The organism is Roseiarcus fermentans (genome assembly GCF_003315135.1).
GTDB lineage: Bacteria > Pseudomonadota > Alphaproteobacteria > Rhizobiales > Beijerinckiaceae > Roseiarcus > Roseiarcus fermentans.
The window spans coordinates 215,480-230,384 of sequence record NZ_QNRK01000001.1 but is presented as its reverse complement, the minus strand read 5'-3'; the positions used below and the strand labels follow the sequence as shown (position 1 = coordinate 230,384).

The 14,905-nt window shown below is 69.1% G+C and carries 14 protein-coding genes; 4 read left to right on the top strand and 10 right to left on the bottom strand.

Annotated features, from left to right (window positions below; genetic code table 11):
* The first annotated feature begins 6 nt into the window (after window positions 1-6).
* The 4 genes from DFR50_RS01065 to DFR50_RS01050 all read left to right on the top strand — a co-directional run bounded on the left by DFR50_RS01065 (window position 7) and on the right by DFR50_RS01050 (window position 3,139).
* Window positions 7-1,833 (top strand): sensor histidine kinase, encoded by a 1,827-nt coding sequence (locus DFR50_RS01065; RefSeq protein WP_113887327.1) that lies wholly within the window; start codon window positions 7-9, stop codon window positions 1,831-1,833.
* Complete coding sequence (locus DFR50_RS01060; protein WP_113887326.1) at window positions 1,830-2,324, top strand: HPr kinase/phosphorylase; 495 nt, start codon at window positions 1,830-1,832, stop codon at window positions 2,322-2,324. The genes DFR50_RS01065 and DFR50_RS01060 overlap by 4 nt, the downstream gene beginning before the upstream one ends.
* A 96-nt stretch (window positions 2,325-2,420) precedes the next feature.
* A complete protein-coding gene (locus DFR50_RS01055; RefSeq protein ID WP_113887325.1) occupies window positions 2,421-2,822 on the top strand; it encodes a PTS sugar transporter subunit IIA in 402 nt (133 codons plus the stop codon).
* A complete protein-coding gene (locus DFR50_RS01050) occupies window positions 2,819-3,139 on the top strand; it encodes an HPr family phosphocarrier protein (protein ID WP_113887324.1) in 321 nt (106 codons plus the stop codon). The genes DFR50_RS01055 and DFR50_RS01050 overlap by 4 nt, the downstream gene beginning before the upstream one ends.
* 10 nt (window positions 3,140-3,149) lie before the next feature.
* Here DFR50_RS01050 and lptB read toward each other — a convergent pair whose 3' ends face one another.
* The 10 genes from lptB to aroB form a co-directional block, all read right to left on the bottom strand.
* Window positions 3,150-3,974 (bottom strand): LPS export ABC transporter ATP-binding protein, encoded by an 825-nt coding sequence (gene lptB, locus DFR50_RS01045; RefSeq protein ID WP_113887323.1) that lies wholly within the window; start codon window positions 3,972-3,974, stop codon window positions 3,150-3,152.
* Between the two features lie 54 nt (window positions 3,975-4,028).
* Window positions 4,029-4,682 carry an LptA/OstA family protein gene (locus tag DFR50_RS01040; RefSeq protein ID WP_113887322.1) on the bottom strand — a complete coding sequence of 218 codons (654 nt, stop codon included), beginning with the start codon at window positions 4,680-4,682 and terminating at the stop codon, window positions 4,029-4,031.
* The gene (lptC, locus tag DFR50_RS01035) at window positions 4,679-5,404 is read right to left on the bottom strand and encodes an LPS export ABC transporter periplasmic protein LptC (protein ID WP_170152985.1); all 726 of its coding nucleotides are present in this window, start codon (window positions 5,402-5,404) and stop codon (window positions 4,679-4,681) included. The genes DFR50_RS01040 and lptC overlap by 4 nt, the downstream gene beginning before the upstream one ends.
* 1,061 nt (window positions 5,405-6,465) lie before the next feature.
* Complete coding sequence (locus tag DFR50_RS01030) at window positions 6,466-7,668, bottom strand: dipeptidase (protein WP_113887320.1); 1,203 nt, start codon at window positions 7,666-7,668, stop codon at window positions 6,466-6,468.
* Window positions 7,668-9,152: a DegQ family serine endoprotease gene (locus tag DFR50_RS01025; protein WP_113887319.1), complete on the bottom strand. Its 1,485-nt coding sequence runs from the start codon at window positions 9,150-9,152 to the stop codon at window positions 7,668-7,670. The genes DFR50_RS01030 and DFR50_RS01025 overlap by 1 nt, the downstream gene beginning before the upstream one ends.
* 69 nt (window positions 9,153-9,221) lie before the next feature.
* Window positions 9,222-9,413, bottom strand: a complete 192-nt coding sequence (locus tag DFR50_RS01020; protein WP_113887318.1) for a DUF2065 domain-containing protein — start codon at window positions 9,411-9,413, stop codon at window positions 9,222-9,224.
* A gap of 4 nt (window positions 9,414-9,417) precedes the next feature.
* Window positions 9,418-10,344 carry a protease modulator HflC gene (hflC, locus tag DFR50_RS01015; RefSeq protein WP_245427230.1) on the bottom strand — a complete coding sequence of 309 codons (927 nt, stop codon included), beginning with the start codon at window positions 10,342-10,344 and terminating at the stop codon, window positions 9,418-9,420.
* Complete coding sequence (hflK, locus tag DFR50_RS01010) at window positions 10,341-11,438, bottom strand: FtsH protease activity modulator HflK (RefSeq protein ID WP_113887317.1); 1,098 nt, start codon at window positions 11,436-11,438, stop codon at window positions 10,341-10,343. Before hflK ends, hflC begins: the two co-directional genes overlap by 4 nt.
* A 165-nt stretch (window positions 11,439-11,603) precedes the next feature.
* The gene (locus tag DFR50_RS01005) at window positions 11,604-12,926 is read right to left on the bottom strand and encodes an HlyC/CorC family transporter (protein ID WP_113887316.1); all 1,323 of its coding nucleotides are present in this window, start codon (window positions 12,924-12,926) and stop codon (window positions 11,604-11,606) included.
* 24 nt (window positions 12,927-12,950) lie between these two features.
* The gene (gene aroB / locus DFR50_RS01000) at window positions 12,951-14,657 is read right to left on the bottom strand and encodes a 3-dehydroquinate synthase (RefSeq protein WP_113887315.1); all 1,707 of its coding nucleotides are present in this window, start codon (window positions 14,655-14,657) and stop codon (window positions 12,951-12,953) included.
* Between the last annotated feature and the right edge of the window lie 248 nt (window positions 14,658-14,905).

The window sequence follows — 14,905 nt, the reverse complement described above, 5'->3', positions numbered from 1 at the left end:
AGCCTCATGAACGTAGACATTGGTCGTGATCGCATCCTAGCTGGGACACCCCAAAAGACCCGACGGCAGTGGGCGAGGGCGAGGGCGCGATTCGTGTGGCGACTCCTGACCGCCCGCTTTTCGTCGTCGCTGACGCGACGCATCGTCGTCCTGAACCTCGGCGGACTCGTCGTCCTGATGATCGGGTTCCTGCTCCTGAATCAGTTCCGCGCCGACATCATCGCGGCGCGGGAGCAGAGCCTGACGACGCAGGCGGCGATCATCGCCGCCGCGGTCGCGGCCTCCGCCGGAGTGGACACCGACTCGATCACGATCGATCCGGACAAACTTCTGCAGCTCGCGCCGGGGCAAACCGCCGCTCCCTCGCAGAGCGACGATGAGGCGATTCAGTTTTCCATCAATCCCGAGCGGATCGGCCCCGTTCTCCACCGTCTCGTGACGCCCACGCACACCCGAGCCCGTATCTACGACAGCGACGGGCGCTTGCTCCTGGACTCGCGCTCCCTGTCGGCGCACGGCGCGGTCGTGCGCTCCGATCTCCCCGATTCGGCCGAACGCCGCGGGGCGTTCGACCGCCTTTCCGGCGCTGTTCGCAACTTTTTCGCCACGCCCTCGGCGCCTCGGCCCGAGAACCCGTGGCTCGTCGACGGAAAATCGGTTCCGGAGGTTTCCGCGGCGCTCCAGGGACGGACCGAGGCCGCCGCACGGATCAACAACGAGGGCGAGACGATCGTTTCTGTCGCGGTGCCGATCCAGTACATGATGGCGACCCGCGGCGCGTTGCAACTGTCGACGCAAGGCGGGGACATCGACCGGGTGATCGCCGCGGAACGCTGGGCGATCTTTCGGTTTTTCGTGGTGCTGGCTTCGGTGATGCTCGTTCTATCGCTTTCGCTCGCCAATACGATCGCCGAGCCGGTGAGGAGGCTTGCGACCGCGGCGGAGCGGGTCAGGCGCGGGATCCGATCACGCCAGCAGATCCCCGACTTCACCTCGCGGACCGACGAGATCGGGCACCTGTCGGGCGCGCTCAGGGAAATGACGAGGGCGCTGTACAGCCGCCTCGACGCGATCGAGAGCTTTGCCGCCGATGTCGCCCACGAACTGAAAAATCCGCTGACGTCTTTGCGGAGCGCGCTCGAGACGCTTCCGCGCGTGCAGACCGGCCAGTCGCGCGACAGGCTGATCGCGGTGATGCAGCACGACGTGAGGCGCCTCGACCGGCTGATCTCGGACATATCCGATGCGTCGCGCCTCGATGCGGAGCTTGCGCGCGGGGAAGCCGCGCCCGTCGACCTGGCCGCGCTGCTGCGAACCGTCGTCTCGATGGCGCAGGACTCGCCCCGCGCCAACGGAACGCACATCGCGCTGCGGGTCGAAAACCGCCGCGGGCGTCACCCGGAGACCGAGTTCCTCGTCCTCGGCCACGATTCGCGCCTCGGACAGGTGGTCACCAACCTCATCGACAACGGCTGCTCCTTCTCCGATCCGGGCGCGACCGTCCGGGTGGCCCTCGCCCGAACGCCGACATCCGCGGACGATGAAACGCCCGACGAGCGCGTCGTAATCACGGTCGACGACGACGGCCCCGGCATTCCGCCGCATGCGCTCGAGCGGATATTCGAGCGCTTTTACACAGATCGGCCCGGTCAGGGTTTCGGGCAGAACTCCGGGCTCGGGCTCTCGATCTCGCGGCAGATCGTCGAAGCCCACGGAGGACGCATCTGGGCGTCGAACCGTCCGGCCGATGCGGGGGACGGGAGTCCGGCCGACCCGCCGCGGCACGGCGCGGGCGCCCGTTTCGTCGTCGAACTGCCGGCTTTGCGGCCATGAGCGCGGCGGCCGCCCCCGGAAGCGCAGTTCACGCCACGGCCGTCGTTTTCGGCGAGCACGGAATCGTCATCGTCGGCCCGTCGGGAGCCGGCAAGAGCGCGCTGGCGCTGGCGCTCATGGCCCATGCGCGCGCGAGCGGGCGGTTCGGGGCGCTCGTCGGAGACGACCGCATCTGGGTTCGCGCCGCAGGAGGCAGGATCATCGCGTCCGGAGCGCCGCACACCGCGGGACTCATCGAGCGGCGGGGCGCGGGCGTCCAGACGGCGCCGAGCGAACCTGCCGCCGTGGTGAGGCTCGTGGTCGATCTGAGCGGCCCGAATCGCAACTGGCCCCGTTGGCCAGACGAGCCGGATGTGGTTATTCTCGAAGGCGTCAGCGTGCCGCGGCTGGGGCTTTCCTCGGCGGCGGCCGCCGTCGACAACGCCTTCTCTGCGGCGGACCGGTTGAACCTTTTTGTGGCAGAAAGACGAGGCGCAACTAATTTCGCTTGAACAATGCGCCGCAGTGCACAAAAATAGGCAGCTTGTGACTTCACGGACGCTTTCAACGACGTCGGAAGCCCGAGACGGACGACTGATGGATTCTTAATGATCGGATTGGTCCTGGTGACCCATGGTCAGCTCGCGACTGGCTTTCGGGCAGCGCTTGAACATGTCGTGGGACCGCAGTCTCAGCTCGAGACGATCATGATCGGTCCCGACGACGACATGGAGCAGCGAAGGTCCGACATCCTGAACGCCGCCGCGCGCGTCCAGGACGGCGCCGGCGTGGTGATTCTGACCGACATGTTCGGGGGCACCCCGTCCAATCTCGCGATTTCGGTGATGGACGGCGGGCGAATCGAGGTGATCTGCGGGGTCAACCTGCCGATGCTCATCAAACTCGCGACCATGCGGGAGACGACCGATCTCGATCATGCGGTGATCGAGGCGCGGGAGGCGGGACGGAAATACATCACCGTCGCGAGCAAGGTCCTCGCGGGAAAATGAGCGACGGGTTTTCCGACGACTGCCCGCCCGCGCCCGACATTCCCGGAGCGCTGTCGCGGGACATGAAGATCGTGAACCGCAAGGGCCTGCACGCGCGGGCGACGGCGAAGTTCGTGCAATGCGTCGACCGATTCGAGGCCGACATCAAGGTCGCCCGCTGCGGGGAAACCGTCGGCGGCGATTCGATCATGGGGATTCTGACGCTCGGCGCCGGCCTCGGCTCCACCATCACCGTGTTCGCCTCGGGCGCCGACGCGCAGCAGGCGCTCGACGCGCTCGCCGACCTCGTCGCCAATCGCTTCGGCGAGGACGAGTAGTCCGCGCCGGTCACATGCGAAAGTCTTCGCCGAGGTAGAAGCGGCGAACGTCGGGATGCGCGACGATCGCGTCCGGCGGACCTTCGGTCAGGACGTGGCCGCTGTGGATGATGTACGCCCGGTCGATCAGTCCGAGCGTCTCGCGAACGTTGTGGTCGGTGATCAGCACGCCGATGCCGCGGCCTTTCAGGTGGCGCACGAGATCCTGGATGTCGCCGACCGCGATCGGGTCGATGCCCGCGAAGGGCTCGTCGAGCAGCATGAAGGACGGGTTGCCGGCGAGCGCCCGGGCGATCTCGCACCGCCGGCGCTCGCCGCCCGAGAGCGCGATCGACGGCGATTTCCTGAGACGGGCGATGTCGAATTCGTCGAGAAGGGACTCCAGCATCGCCTCGCGCGCGGCGCGGTCCGGCTCGTTCACCTCCAGCACCGCCCGGATGTTGTCCTCGACATTGAGCCCGCGAAAGATCGAGGCCTCCTGCGGAAGATAGCCGATGCCGAGCCGGGCCCTCTGGAACATCGGCAACGCGGTCACGTCGTGGCCGTCGAGCTCGATCGTTCCCTTGTCGGGTTTGACCAGGCCCATGATCATGTAGAAGACCGTGGTCTTTCCGGCGCCGTTGGGACCGAGCAGTCCGACGGCCTCGCCACGCCGCACGAAGATGCTGACGTCCTGCACGACCATCCGTCCCCGATAGCCCTTGCCCAGATGATGGACCGCGAGGCGGCTCTGTCCGACCGCGGCTTCGGCCGGCAGGCCTTCCGCGGCGGCCCGGGGGGCGCCGTGTCGCGCGGAGCCGCGCAAGGACGTCTCGCTCAGGAGGTCGTCGCTCACGGCGGGAGGCCCGCCCGGATCGGCGCGCGGGGGAGAGACGGCGATGACATGCGCCTACTTCGGCTTCGCCGGCTCGGCGGCGTTGTTGGGCGTGAACAGCCCGTGCACGCGTCCAGACTTGCCTCCATTGGTGTCGATCGTCGCCTGGCCGGACTTGAGGTCGTAGGTCAGCTTGTCGCCCTTGGTCACGTTCTGCCCGTCGCTCAAGGTGACGTGCCCGATCAGGAACACCTTGTCCTGCGTCTTGTCGTACACGCCGCTGTCGCCGGTCGCCACTTGCGTCTTGGACACGACCGTCACCGGCCCCGCGGCTTCGAGCCGCTTGATGCCGGAGTTCTGCGAAGGACCCTGCTGACCGTCCGCAGGCGCCGTCGCGCCCTTGGCGTCCGCGGTCTGCGCAGTCGTCGCCGGCGCCGGGGCGCGGTCGAGAAAGACATTCATCACCGAGCAGGTCATTTTCGTGTCCCCCTGGATCACGACGACGTTGCCGGAATAGATCGCCTTCTGCTCCTTGTCGAAATAGACGAGCTTGTCCGCGTCGATGGAGATGGGCTCCTTCGAACTGGTTCCCGGCAGGATCTGGATCGGACTCGACGCCTGCGGCGGCGGACTGGATGGCTTGGTCGCGGCTTCGGCGGCCGCAGCGCTCAACGCGAGCACGAGCGCCACGACGCGCGTCCCGATCAGAACGGCGCGGGAATCGATCATGGATTGGTCCTCGTGCTGTGAGCCTCGACCGGGGCTTCGCCCTGAGGGATCACGGTCGTCCTGACCCGCCCTTCGAAGATCAGCTCCTGCCCGTTGTTTCGCGCGGACGCGCGGTCGGCGACCACCGACGTGCCCCCGCCCAGGTGAACCTCGACGGGCTCGTCGCTGTCGTAGACGCCGGTCTTAAAGTCGATGTCGACGCTGCGCAACCGCGCCTGGAAACGGGCGCCGTCGATCTTCACGTTTCCGTTCAGCTTCATGCGCTCGCCGACGCTGTCGTAGAGGCCGGCGTCGGCGGTCAGACGGGTCGTCTCCCCTCCGGCCGTCCCCATGTCTCCGACGAGGTTTTGCAGTTCGGCGACGGTCGGATGCTTCAGATCCTGCAGCGCGCGCTCGGCCGTCAGCACGTAAGGTTGCCCGTCGCTGCGGAACCCGGCCAGCCGGGGCCTCGCCATCGAGACCTTGGTCCCGTCGAGCGCCACGCTGGAAAAGGTGAGCGAACCGGATTTCGGCCCGAACGGGTCGAAGGCGGCGATCGCGATCATGCCGACCGCGGCGCCGACGACGCTGAGGAGGATCGCCCTGCGCAACAGCCGCACCCGGCCCGACCGCCGCCGCGCCGCGGCGAACAGTCTTTCCCGGTCGAGCGGGGGCGCAATCGCCGTCCGCCGCGCCGAGGCGCGACCGTCCGCGAGCCGCATTGTGTCCGCGCCCGCCGTCATTGCTTCGCCTTCGCGCTCCATCGACCGTGATTTGCCTAGCACAGCACGCGGATGAAAACGAATTCGGTGGCGAAGTTAGGGCCGACAGCGGCCGGAAGCGCCACGCTTTCGTCGCGCGCCCGCCGGCGGCCGCAGCCCCCGTTCCGCTTCGTCGAGCGCCTGTCGAATGTTCTCAACGCGATGGACGACTTTTTCGGGCCGGCGAGTCCCTGCCAAGGCGGGTGTTCGCGAGGAGCCCGACAGCGCGCCCCGGAGGGCGAAGGCCCACCGCCCGGGCGCCCCGGACGGGCGCCCTCCTCTTGAGCCGCGCCGCCGCCGCTCTCTCGGGAGATACGTCCGAAAGCGCCGGCCGGGCCGGCTCGATGAACAGCGAGCGTTCCACCGGCCCCATCCTGAGCTTGTCGAAGGATGATCCAGTGCGCGGAGGCGTTTGTGCCCCGCGAGCGTTCTTCGATAGGCTCAGGGCCAGGTCCGGAAGCGGCGGCTCGGGAGTGACGACCGAAAGCGGCTGCCCGCCGGCGCTCTGGCGGCCGGCGGCCCTGGATCGCCACGCTTCGCTCGCGATGCCGCGCCACGTCGTCCTTCGGGCTCGTCACGGCGCCGGAGCGTCGGCGTCCCGCCTTGGCGGTTACGTCCGAAAGCGATGGCCAAGGCGAGCGGCGAGGGGAAAGACCCCGGCTCCGGAAACGAGACTTTCCAACAGCTTGCGGCGCGTTTCGGTTCCGCGCGCGCCGCCGGCCGGCCCGTGACGGCCGGCGGTCGAGCCCGCGTGCGATCCGGCCGCCCGGCGCTTGCCGGCGCGCGGCTTCGGCGCGTTCGGGGACGGGGCGGAAGAGATCGGACAAGAGCGGCCTCGACGTCGGCTTATGAGAACGAATGTAGAACATCTCTTTGAGCCCGGCAAGGAAATGTCGAAGGCGGGAAAGGGGACGGACGGCGTGCGCGGGACGGGCGCTCCAACGCTCACGCCCAGTCTTTGTGCCCGGGAACCCGCTCCGCGCCCACAACCAGGGGCGGGAAGCGGGTCACGGTCTGGTCGGCGACCGCGACTCGATGGGCCGTCACGCTCCCGGATAATCCTCGATCCGTCCGTGCGCAGGCGGCCGCGTCCTGGCGAGCCGCCTGCCGACCGCCTCGACCCGGCGCATCACCCGCAGCACATTCGCCGACGACATCTTCATCAGGTCGCCCTCCGAAAACCCGCGCCGCACCAGCTCCGCGAACAGGTGCGGGAAGCGGCTGACGTTTTCCAGGCCCTGCGGCGCGGCGCCGCCGAAATAGTCGGAGCCGATGCCGACGTGGTCTACGCCCGCGGTCGAGGCGAGACGTTCGATGTGGTCGGCGACCTCTTCGAGCGTGGCCCTCGGCGCCTGCCCCTGCCCGGCTTCGGGATCGGCGAACGGCGCCGTCGGGTCGGCGGCCGGCGGCGCCTTGGCGTAGGCGGCGCGCCCACGCCGTAGCCAGTCGCGCAACCGTTGCGAGATGAACCCCGGCACGAAGGTGGCCATGACGAGCCCGCCGTTGTCCCTGAGCCGCCGCAGCACGTCGTCGGGCGCGTTGCGCGGGTGGTCGCACAGCGAAAAGGCGTTTGCGTGCGACAGCGCCACCGGCGCTTCGGTCGCGTCGAGCGCGCGCCGCATCCCGTCGTGCGAGACGTGAGCGAGGTCGATCACGATGCCGAGCCGGTTGAGCTCGCCGATCACCGCGCGGCCGAAGGCGTTCAGACCGCCGTTGCGCGGCGCGTCGGTCGCCGAATCGACCCAGTCGAGCGATTCGTTGTGGCACAGCGTCATCAGCCGGACCCCGGCGGCATGCCAGATGCGCAAGGGCGAGAGCGAATTCTCCAGCCCCACCCCGCCCTCGACCGCGATGAACGAGGCGATCTTTCCGGCGGCCCTGGCCCTCGCATAATCCGCCGCCCTGCGCGCGGGCAAGAACACGCCGGGGTGCGCCGCCTCGATGCGGCGGATCAGGTCGATCTGCTCGAGCGCGGTGCGCGCCGGATGGGGCGCGCCGGTCGGCTGGAACGCCGCCCAGAACTGCGCCCCCACCATGCCTTCCCGCAAACGCGGAATGTCGGTGTCGGCCTTCTCGTGGACCTGGTTCAATCCGTAGGCGATCGGGTCGCCGCGCGCCGCCTTGTCGATGCGGATGACCCACGGCAGGTCGTTGTGGCCGTCGAACACCGGGGCGCGCGCGAGCACAGCGCGCGCCACCGCCAGCGCGTTGTCGTCCGCGCCCGCCGCCGTCCCGGACCCGTCCATCACTCGACCGGGACGGCGACGAAGCGCGCCATGCCCTCGCCGTTGGCCACCAGCAGCAGCGCCGGCTTCTTGCCGCCGTCCTTCTTCGCGTCGGCGAGCGCCTTGGTCAGATCGGCGGGCTTCTCGACCGCCTGGTGGTTGACCTCCTCGATCACGTCGCCGGGCCTGAGGCCCCGCTCGGCCGCCGGCGACCCCTGCTCGACCGAGGTGACGACGACGCCCTTGACGCTCTCCTTGATCTTGAAGCTCTTGCGCACGTCGTCGGTGATCCCGGAGAACTCCATGCCGAGCGCCTTCTGCACCACATTGGTCTCGGCCGTCGGGTCCTCGGCGCTCGCCGCCTCGGCGGTCTTCTCACCGTCCTCGAGCCGGCCGAGCGTCACCGACTTGGTGACCTCCTGGCCGTTGCGGACGACGACCACGTCGACCGCCTTGCCGACCGGCTCCCCGGCCACGATCCGGGGCAGGTCGCGCGACTCCTTGATCTCCTTGCCGTCGAACCTGACGATCACGTCGCCGGCCTTCAGCCCCGCGGGCTTGGCCGGACCCTGGTCGTCGACGCCGGCGACCAGGGCGCCGCGCGCCGTCCCGAGATTGAGGCTCTCGGCGATGGTGTCGTCGACCGGCTGGATGCGCACGCCGAGCCAGCCGCGGCGCGTCTCGTGGAACTGCTCGAGCTGGGCGATGACCGGCTGAACCGTCGCCGAGGGCGTGGCGAAGCCGATGCCGATCGAGCCGCCCGACGGCGACAGGATCGCGGTGTTGATGCCGATCACCTCGCCCTGCAGGTTGAACAGCGGGCCGCCGGAGTTGCCCTTGTTGATGGACGCGTCGGTCTGCAGGAAATCGTCGTAGGGGCCGCTGTCGATGTTGCGGTTGCGGGCCGAGACGATGCCGGCGGTCACGGTCTCGCCGAGACCGAACGGATTGCCGACCGCCATCACCCCGTCGCCGACCCGCGCCTTGTCGCTGTCGCCGAACTTGACGGTCTTGAGCGGCTTGTCGCTCTCGACCTTCAGGACCGCGACGTCGACCTTGGAATCCTTGCCGATCACCTTGGCCTTGAGCTTGCGGCCGTCGTTGAAGATGACGACGATGTCGTTGGCGTCGCCGACCACGTGGTTGTTGGTGATGACGATGCCGCTCGGATCGACGACGAAGCCGGACCCGAGCGACTGCGCCTTCTGCGCCCGCGGTCGCGGATTGACGCCGTGGTTCTTGAAGAACTCCTCGAACATCTCGTCGAACGGCGTGCCCTTGGGCAGGTTCGGCATCGCGCCGCCGCCCTTCTCCTCGATCGTCTGGGTGGCGGAGATGTTCACGACGGCGTCGGCGACCTGATCGACGAGATCGGCGAGGTTGTTCGGCCGCGTCTGCGCGACCGCGGCGCCCGGCGGCGCGCCGATCAGCACGGCCGCGAGCGCGGCGGCGAGCGCCGGGCCGAGCGGGCGGGGCGGCGTCAAACTCCGCGCGGGGTGGGTCATGTCATCCTCCTCGAAAGCGTCGACGATCGGGTTTCGCCCGCTCCAGCGAGCCGGCGCCTTACATAGGCACTAAAGCAGCGAGCGCGAGGCCCACACGATCGCCACCCCGACGAGGGCGGCGCCGAGGCCGACCCCGCGCAGCGTGTTCGGGTTTTCGCGGGCGGCCGCGGCCATGCTCTTGCGCATCTGGTCGGTGAATCCCGCCATCAGCATTCCCTCGATGGCGAAGACGAGGCCGATCGCGGCGGCGAAGTCCCGCATCGCGTCAGTCCGCCTTCGTTGGCGGCGGGTTCGCCGCAGCCGGAGCCGGCGCCGCTGGCGCTGGCGTCGGCGTGCTGAAATAGCGGAAGAAGTCCGACTTCGGACTCACCAGCGACCGGGTCTGCCCGTCCTTGAAGGCGTTCTGATAGGCCTGCATCGAGCGATAGAAGGCGAAGAACTCCGGATCGGCGCCATAGGTCTCGGCGAAGATGCGGTTTCGCTCGCCGTCGCCCTCGCCGCGGATCTGCTCGGACTGCTGCTGCGCCTGCGCGGTGATGACGGTGACCTTGCGGTCCGCCTCCGCCCGGATCTGCTGCGCCTGCTGCGAGCCTTGCGCGCGATAGGACGCCGCGCGCTGCTGCCGCTCGGTCTGCATGCGCCGGAACACCGCCTCGGAGTTCTCGGCCGGAAGGTCGGCGCGCTTGATCCGGACGTCGATGACGTCGATGCCGAAGCGCTTGGCGCCGCCGATCATCTGGTCGCGGATGTCGGCCATCAGCGCGTCGCGCTTGTCGCGCACGATGTCGGTGATCGAGGCCCCCGACAGCGTCCGGCGCAGCGCCGAGTTCAGCATGCCGCCGAGCTGGGCGTCGGCGCCGCGGGTGTTGTACACGGATTGATAGAACAACAGCGGGTCGGCGATCTTGTAGCGCACGAACGCGTCGACTTCGAGCCGCTGGTTGTCCGACACCAGCACTTCCTGGCGCTCGTTGTCGAGCGCCAGAATCCGCTTGTCGATATAGACGACCGTATCGATCAGCGGCGCCTTGAAGTAGAGGCCCGGCGCGCCGATCAGATCGCGCACCGGCTGGCCGAAGCGCAGCACCAGCGCCTGTTCGGTCGGGTCGACGACGAACGTCGACATCAAGACGAGCACGATCGCGATCGCCGCGACGACCGCGACCGCCAGTCCGGAAAGGGAACGGTTCACTTGGCCCCTCCCGAGGACTTGGTGAGCGCGTCGAGGGAAATGTAGGGCACGGGCGTCGTCGTCCCGTTGGTGTCGACGATCGTCTTGTCCATCGGGCCGAGCACGCGCTCCATGGTTTCGAGGTACATGCGCTCGCGCGTCACGCCGGGCGCCTTCTTGTACTGCTCGTGGATCAGGTTGTAGCGCTGGGTCTGGCCCCTGGCGTCGAGGATCGTCTGCTCGCGATAGGCGTTGGCCTCGGCGAGAATGCGCGAGGCGCCGCCCTCGGCCTCCGGCACCACCTTGTTGGCGTAGGTCTCGGCTTCGTTCACCTGGCGCTGCTGGTCCTGCTGCGCGGCGGTCACGTCGCGGTAGGCCGAAAGCACCTGGCTCGGCGCGTCGACCGACTGGAGCTGGACCTGTTTCACCAGCACCCCGGCGTGGTACTCGTTCAAGAGATCCTGCATGCGCTTCTGCACGTCGGCCTCGACCGAGGCGCGGTCGGTGGTGAGAATCCCGTCGATCGTCTTCAGGCCGACGACCTCGCGCATGATGCTCTCGGCCACCGCCTTGACCGTCTCGCGCGGCCTCAGGATGTTGAACACGTAGTCTTCGGGCTTGGCCGGATCGATCTGCCAGTTCACCCGGAAATGGACGTCGACGATGTTCTTGTCGCCGGTGAGCATCTGGCTCTCCTCCGGCACGTCGGCGCCGTTGCTGCGGTAGCCGACCTCCTCGATCAGCTGATCCCACACCGGAACCTTGATCACCGAGCCGATCGGCCAGGGCCAGTTGGTGTTGAGACCGGCGGCGGTCTTGCCGGTGTAGCGGCCGAGCACGAGGTTGATGCCGACCTCGTTGGGCTGGACGGTGTAGAACGTGCCCCAGGCCAGCCAGACGAGCACCGCCGCCAGCACGCCGAACAGAACCGTGCGCAGGCTGAAGCCGCCGGATCCGCCGCCGCCCGATCCGCCCGGCGCGAACTTGCCGAGCGCCTCCTGGACGCGGCGGATGATCTCCTCGAGGTCGCCGGTGGGCGGGCCGGACGGCCCCTGTCCCCACGGGCCGCGACCGGGCGGTCGCCAGGGGCCGCCGCCTTGATTGTTCCAGGACATTCCGTTCTCTCGATCGCCGGCGGCCTCGCCGAACTGGCGCTTATATAGGCTAGCCGCGCTGCGGGGCAACGGATGGCCGCAGCCTTGCCGGACGCCGCCGGCCCGGCTTCGTCCGAATCCGGCGGCAGGCGGAGGCGCCGGCGCGCCGGGAGGAACGACGCTCCGCTACTCCTGCGGCGCGGGCTCGCTGTCCTGATCCGACGGCCGCGGCGCGGCGGGGTTCGCCCCGAGCGGCGTGATCCTGAGGGCGGCGATCCGGTTGCGCTGCTTGCGCAGCACCTCGAACCGGAAGCCGTAGAAGGAAAAGGTCTGGCGCGGCTCCGGAATCGCCCGCGCCTCGTGGATGACGAGGCCCGCGATGGTCGCCGCCTCCTCGTCCGGCAGGTTCCAGTCCATCGCCCGGTTGAGGTCGCGGATCGTCACCGAGCCCTCGACCACGACCGAGCCGTCGCGCTGCTTGCGCGCCCCCATCACGGTCTCGTCGTGCTCGTCGCGGATGTCGCCGACGATCTCCTCGATGATGTCCTCGAGCGTCACCAGCCCCTGCACGACGCCGTACTCGTCGACCACCAGCGCCGAGTGGGTCTTGCGGCGCAGGAAGGCCTGAAGCTGGTCGCGCAGCGTCGTCGATTCGGGAACGAACCACGGATCGATGGTGATGTCGGCGATCCTGAGCTTCGAGGCGTCGCCGCCGCAGTTGACGAGCGCGCGCAGCAGGTCCTTGGCGTGCAGAATGCCGATGATGTTGTCCGGATCGCCCCGCCACAGCGGCAGGCGGGTGTAGGGCGATTCGATCGCCTCGCGCACCACCTCGTCCGGGGCCAGGTCGGCGTCGATCAGCCGCATCTTGGTGCGGTGGACCATCACGTCGCTGACCGGCACCTCGGCGAGCTCGAGCAGGCCGCCGAACATGTCGCGCTCGTCGCGCTCGACCTCGCCCTCGCGGTGCAGGATGTCGACCGCGCCCATCAGTTCCTCGTGGCCCGAGACGCCGGACTCGGTCTCGGTGAGCGACAGGCCGGAGATGCGCAGCACGAAGCGGACCACCGCCTCGACCGCGAACACGACCGGGCCGAAGATGGTGACGAAGAACAGCACGGCCGGCGCGATTGCGAGCGCGAACCGGTCGGGAAAGGCGATCGCGATCGTCTTGGGCATGACCTCGCCGAAGACGACGATCAGGGTGGTCATCACCACCGTCGCCACCGCGACCCCGCGCTCGCCGTAAAGGTCGAGCATGACGCTGGTGGCGATCGCCGACGACCCGATGGTGACGATCTGCCCGCCGAGCAGCATCGAGCTGATCAGGCGCCCGCGCATGCCGATCAGCCGGGTGACCAGCGCGGCGCGGGTGTCGCCCGACATTTCGAGAGCGTGCATGCGGGCGCGGGAGGCGGCGGTGAGCGCCGTTTCCGCCCCGGCGAAGAATGCGGCGAAGGCGATGCTGACGATGATGACGGCGACGTCGAGCGAGATCGGCATGGACATGGGTTCTATCACGATCGCCCGCCGTCAGTCCGGCGCAAGCGCGAGCTCCTGCTCGAGGAAGGCCAGAACGCCGGCCTCGTCGACGTCGCGGGCGAGGAAGCTCTCGCCGATCCCCCTGGCGAGCACGAAGGTCAGCCGCCCGCGCTCGACCTTCTTGTCCTGGCGCATGGCGGCGAGGATCGCCCCCGCGTCGGCGTCGAGCCCGGGGATGTGGCGGATCCGGCTCGGCAGGCCGACGGAAGCCAGATGCGCTTCGACCCGGACCGCGTCCTGGCCCGAACAGAGGCCGAGGGCGCGGGAGAAGCGGAAGGCGCAGGCCATGCCGACCGCCACGCCCTCGCCATGCACCAGCCGCGCGGAATCGTAGTGGGAGAGGCTCTCGAACGCGTGGCCGAAGGTGTGGCCGAGATTGAGCAGCGCCCGCTCGCCCTGTTCGGTCTCGTCAGCGACCACGACGCGGGCTTTGGCGGCGCAGCTCGCCGCGATCGCCTCCGCCCGCGCCGGGCCCCCGGAAAACACCTCCCGCCAGCGCGCCTCGAGGAAGTCGAAGAAGCCCCGGTCGCCGATCAGGCCGTACTTGACCACCTCGGCGTAGCCGGCGCGGAACTCGCGCGGGCTCAGGGTGTCGAGAACGCCCGAGTCCGCGAGCACCAGCGAGGGCTGGTGGAAGGCGCCCACGAGATTCTTGCCGTGGGGCGAGTTGATGCCGGTCTTGCCGCCGACGCTCGAATCGACCTGGGAGAGCAGCGTCGTCGGGATCTGCACGAAGCGGACGCCGCGACGCAGCGACGCGGCGCAGAAGCCGGCGAGATCGCCGATGACGCCGCCGCCGAGCGCCACGACGATGTCGCGGCGCTCGATGCGGGCGGCGATCAGCGCGTCGCACACGCGGGCGAACTCGGCGTAGGACTTGGTGGATTCGCCCGGCGGGCAGACGATGGCGGCGGCGGCGAGGCCTGCGCCCTCGAGGCTTAAGCGCACCCGGTCGAGATAAAGCGCGGCCACGTTGGCGTCGGTCACGATCGCGCATTTGGCGCCCTTGGCGATCCGCGCGATTTCCGCCCCCGCCGTGTCGAGCGCGCCGGGGCCGATATGGATCGAATAGGCGCGCGATCCGAGCGGCACCTCGACCCGGCGCCGGGCCGCCTCCGGGCCGGCCTCAGGCGCGCCGCCGAGCGTCTCCGCGAGCCGTCGCAACGTCTGGTCGACCACGGATTCGTGCGGACCGTCGCGCGATTCGATGGTGATGTCGGCGAGCGCGTAGATCGGCGCACGGTCGGCGAGAATGCGGCGCAAGGCGCCCTCCTGATCGTCGGTCTGCAACAGCGGACGGTTGGCCTTCTTGCGCACGCGGGCAAGCAGGACCTCGACCTCGGGCTTGAGCCAGATCGACACGCCGCCGGCGGCGATCGCGTCCCGGGTCGCGGCGTTCATGAAGGCGCCGCCGCCGGTCGCCAGCACCTGGGGACCGCCGTTCAAGAGCCGCGCGATCACCCGGCGTTCGCCCTCGCGGAAATAGGCCTCGCCGAACCGCTCGAAGATTTCGGAGATGGTCAGCTGCGCGCCGGCCTCGATCTCCGCGTCCGCGTCGACGAACGGCAGGCCGAGGCGCGCGGCCAGGCGCTTGCCGACCGACGTCTTGCCGGCGCCCATCATTCCGACCAGCACCACCGACCGGCTTCCCAGCGCCGCCGCCACGCGCCGCACGTCAACCGGCTGACTCTGCGCCATCACTCCACGTCCCTGCGGATTTGCATTCGAGCGCAGTCCCCTACAGGAATCGGGCGCGGCGCGACAGTGCGCGCGAAATCCGCCAACGAGGCGGTTTTGTCGCACGGAGGACCGGCTTGCGCCGCGCGCGCGAACTTGCGACCATGTCAAATCGACGACAGGCGCGCGACAAACGCGGGCAGCGGCGCCCGCGGATGTCGCAACGGCTTGCGCGCCTTGTGGAAAAGCCGCGGCGAAACCGTCGCGGG

Bases quoted from the DNA above. Each gene is read 5' to 3' on its own strand.
- DFR50_RS01065 (WP_113887327.1), top strand. From the start codon at position 7: ATGAACGTAGACATTGGTCGTGATCGCATCCTAGCTGGGACACCCCAA.
- DFR50_RS01060 (WP_113887326.1), top strand. From the start codon at position 1,830: ATGAGCGCGGCGGCCGCCCCCGGAAGCGCAGTTCACGCCACGGCCGTC.
- DFR50_RS01055 (WP_113887325.1), top strand. From the start codon at position 2,421: ATGATCGGATTGGTCCTGGTGACCCATGGTCAGCTCGCGACTGGCTTT.
- DFR50_RS01050 (WP_113887324.1), top strand. From the start codon at position 2,819: ATGAGCGACGGGTTTTCCGACGACTGCCCGCCCGCGCCCGACATTCCC.
- DFR50_RS01040 (WP_113887322.1), bottom strand. From the start codon at position 4,682: ATGATCGATTCCCGCGCCGTTCTGATCGGGACGCGCGTCGTGGCGCTC.
- lptC (WP_170152985.1), bottom strand. From the start codon at position 5,404: ATGACGGCGGGCGCGGACACAATGCGGCTCGCGGACGGTCGCGCCTCG.
- DFR50_RS01030 (WP_113887320.1), bottom strand. From the start codon at position 7,668: ATGGACGGGTCCGGGACGGCGGCGGGCGCGGACGACAACGCGCTGGCG.
- DFR50_RS01025 (WP_113887319.1), bottom strand. From the start codon at position 9,152: ATGACCCACCCCGCGCGGAGTTTGACGCCGCCCCGCCCGCTCGGCCCG.
- DFR50_RS01020 (WP_113887318.1), bottom strand. From the start codon at position 9,413: ATGCGGGACTTCGCCGCCGCGATCGGCCTCGTCTTCGCCATCGAGGGA.
- hflK (WP_113887317.1), bottom strand. From the start codon at position 11,438: ATGTCCTGGAACAATCAAGGCGGCGGCCCCTGGCGACCGCCCGGTCGC.
- DFR50_RS01005 (WP_113887316.1), bottom strand. From the start codon at position 12,926: ATGTCCATGCCGATCTCGCTCGACGTCGCCGTCATCATCGTCAGCATC.
- aroB (WP_113887315.1), bottom strand. From the start codon at position 14,657: ATGGCGCAGAGTCAGCCGGTTGACGTGCGGCGCGTGGCGGCGGCGCTG.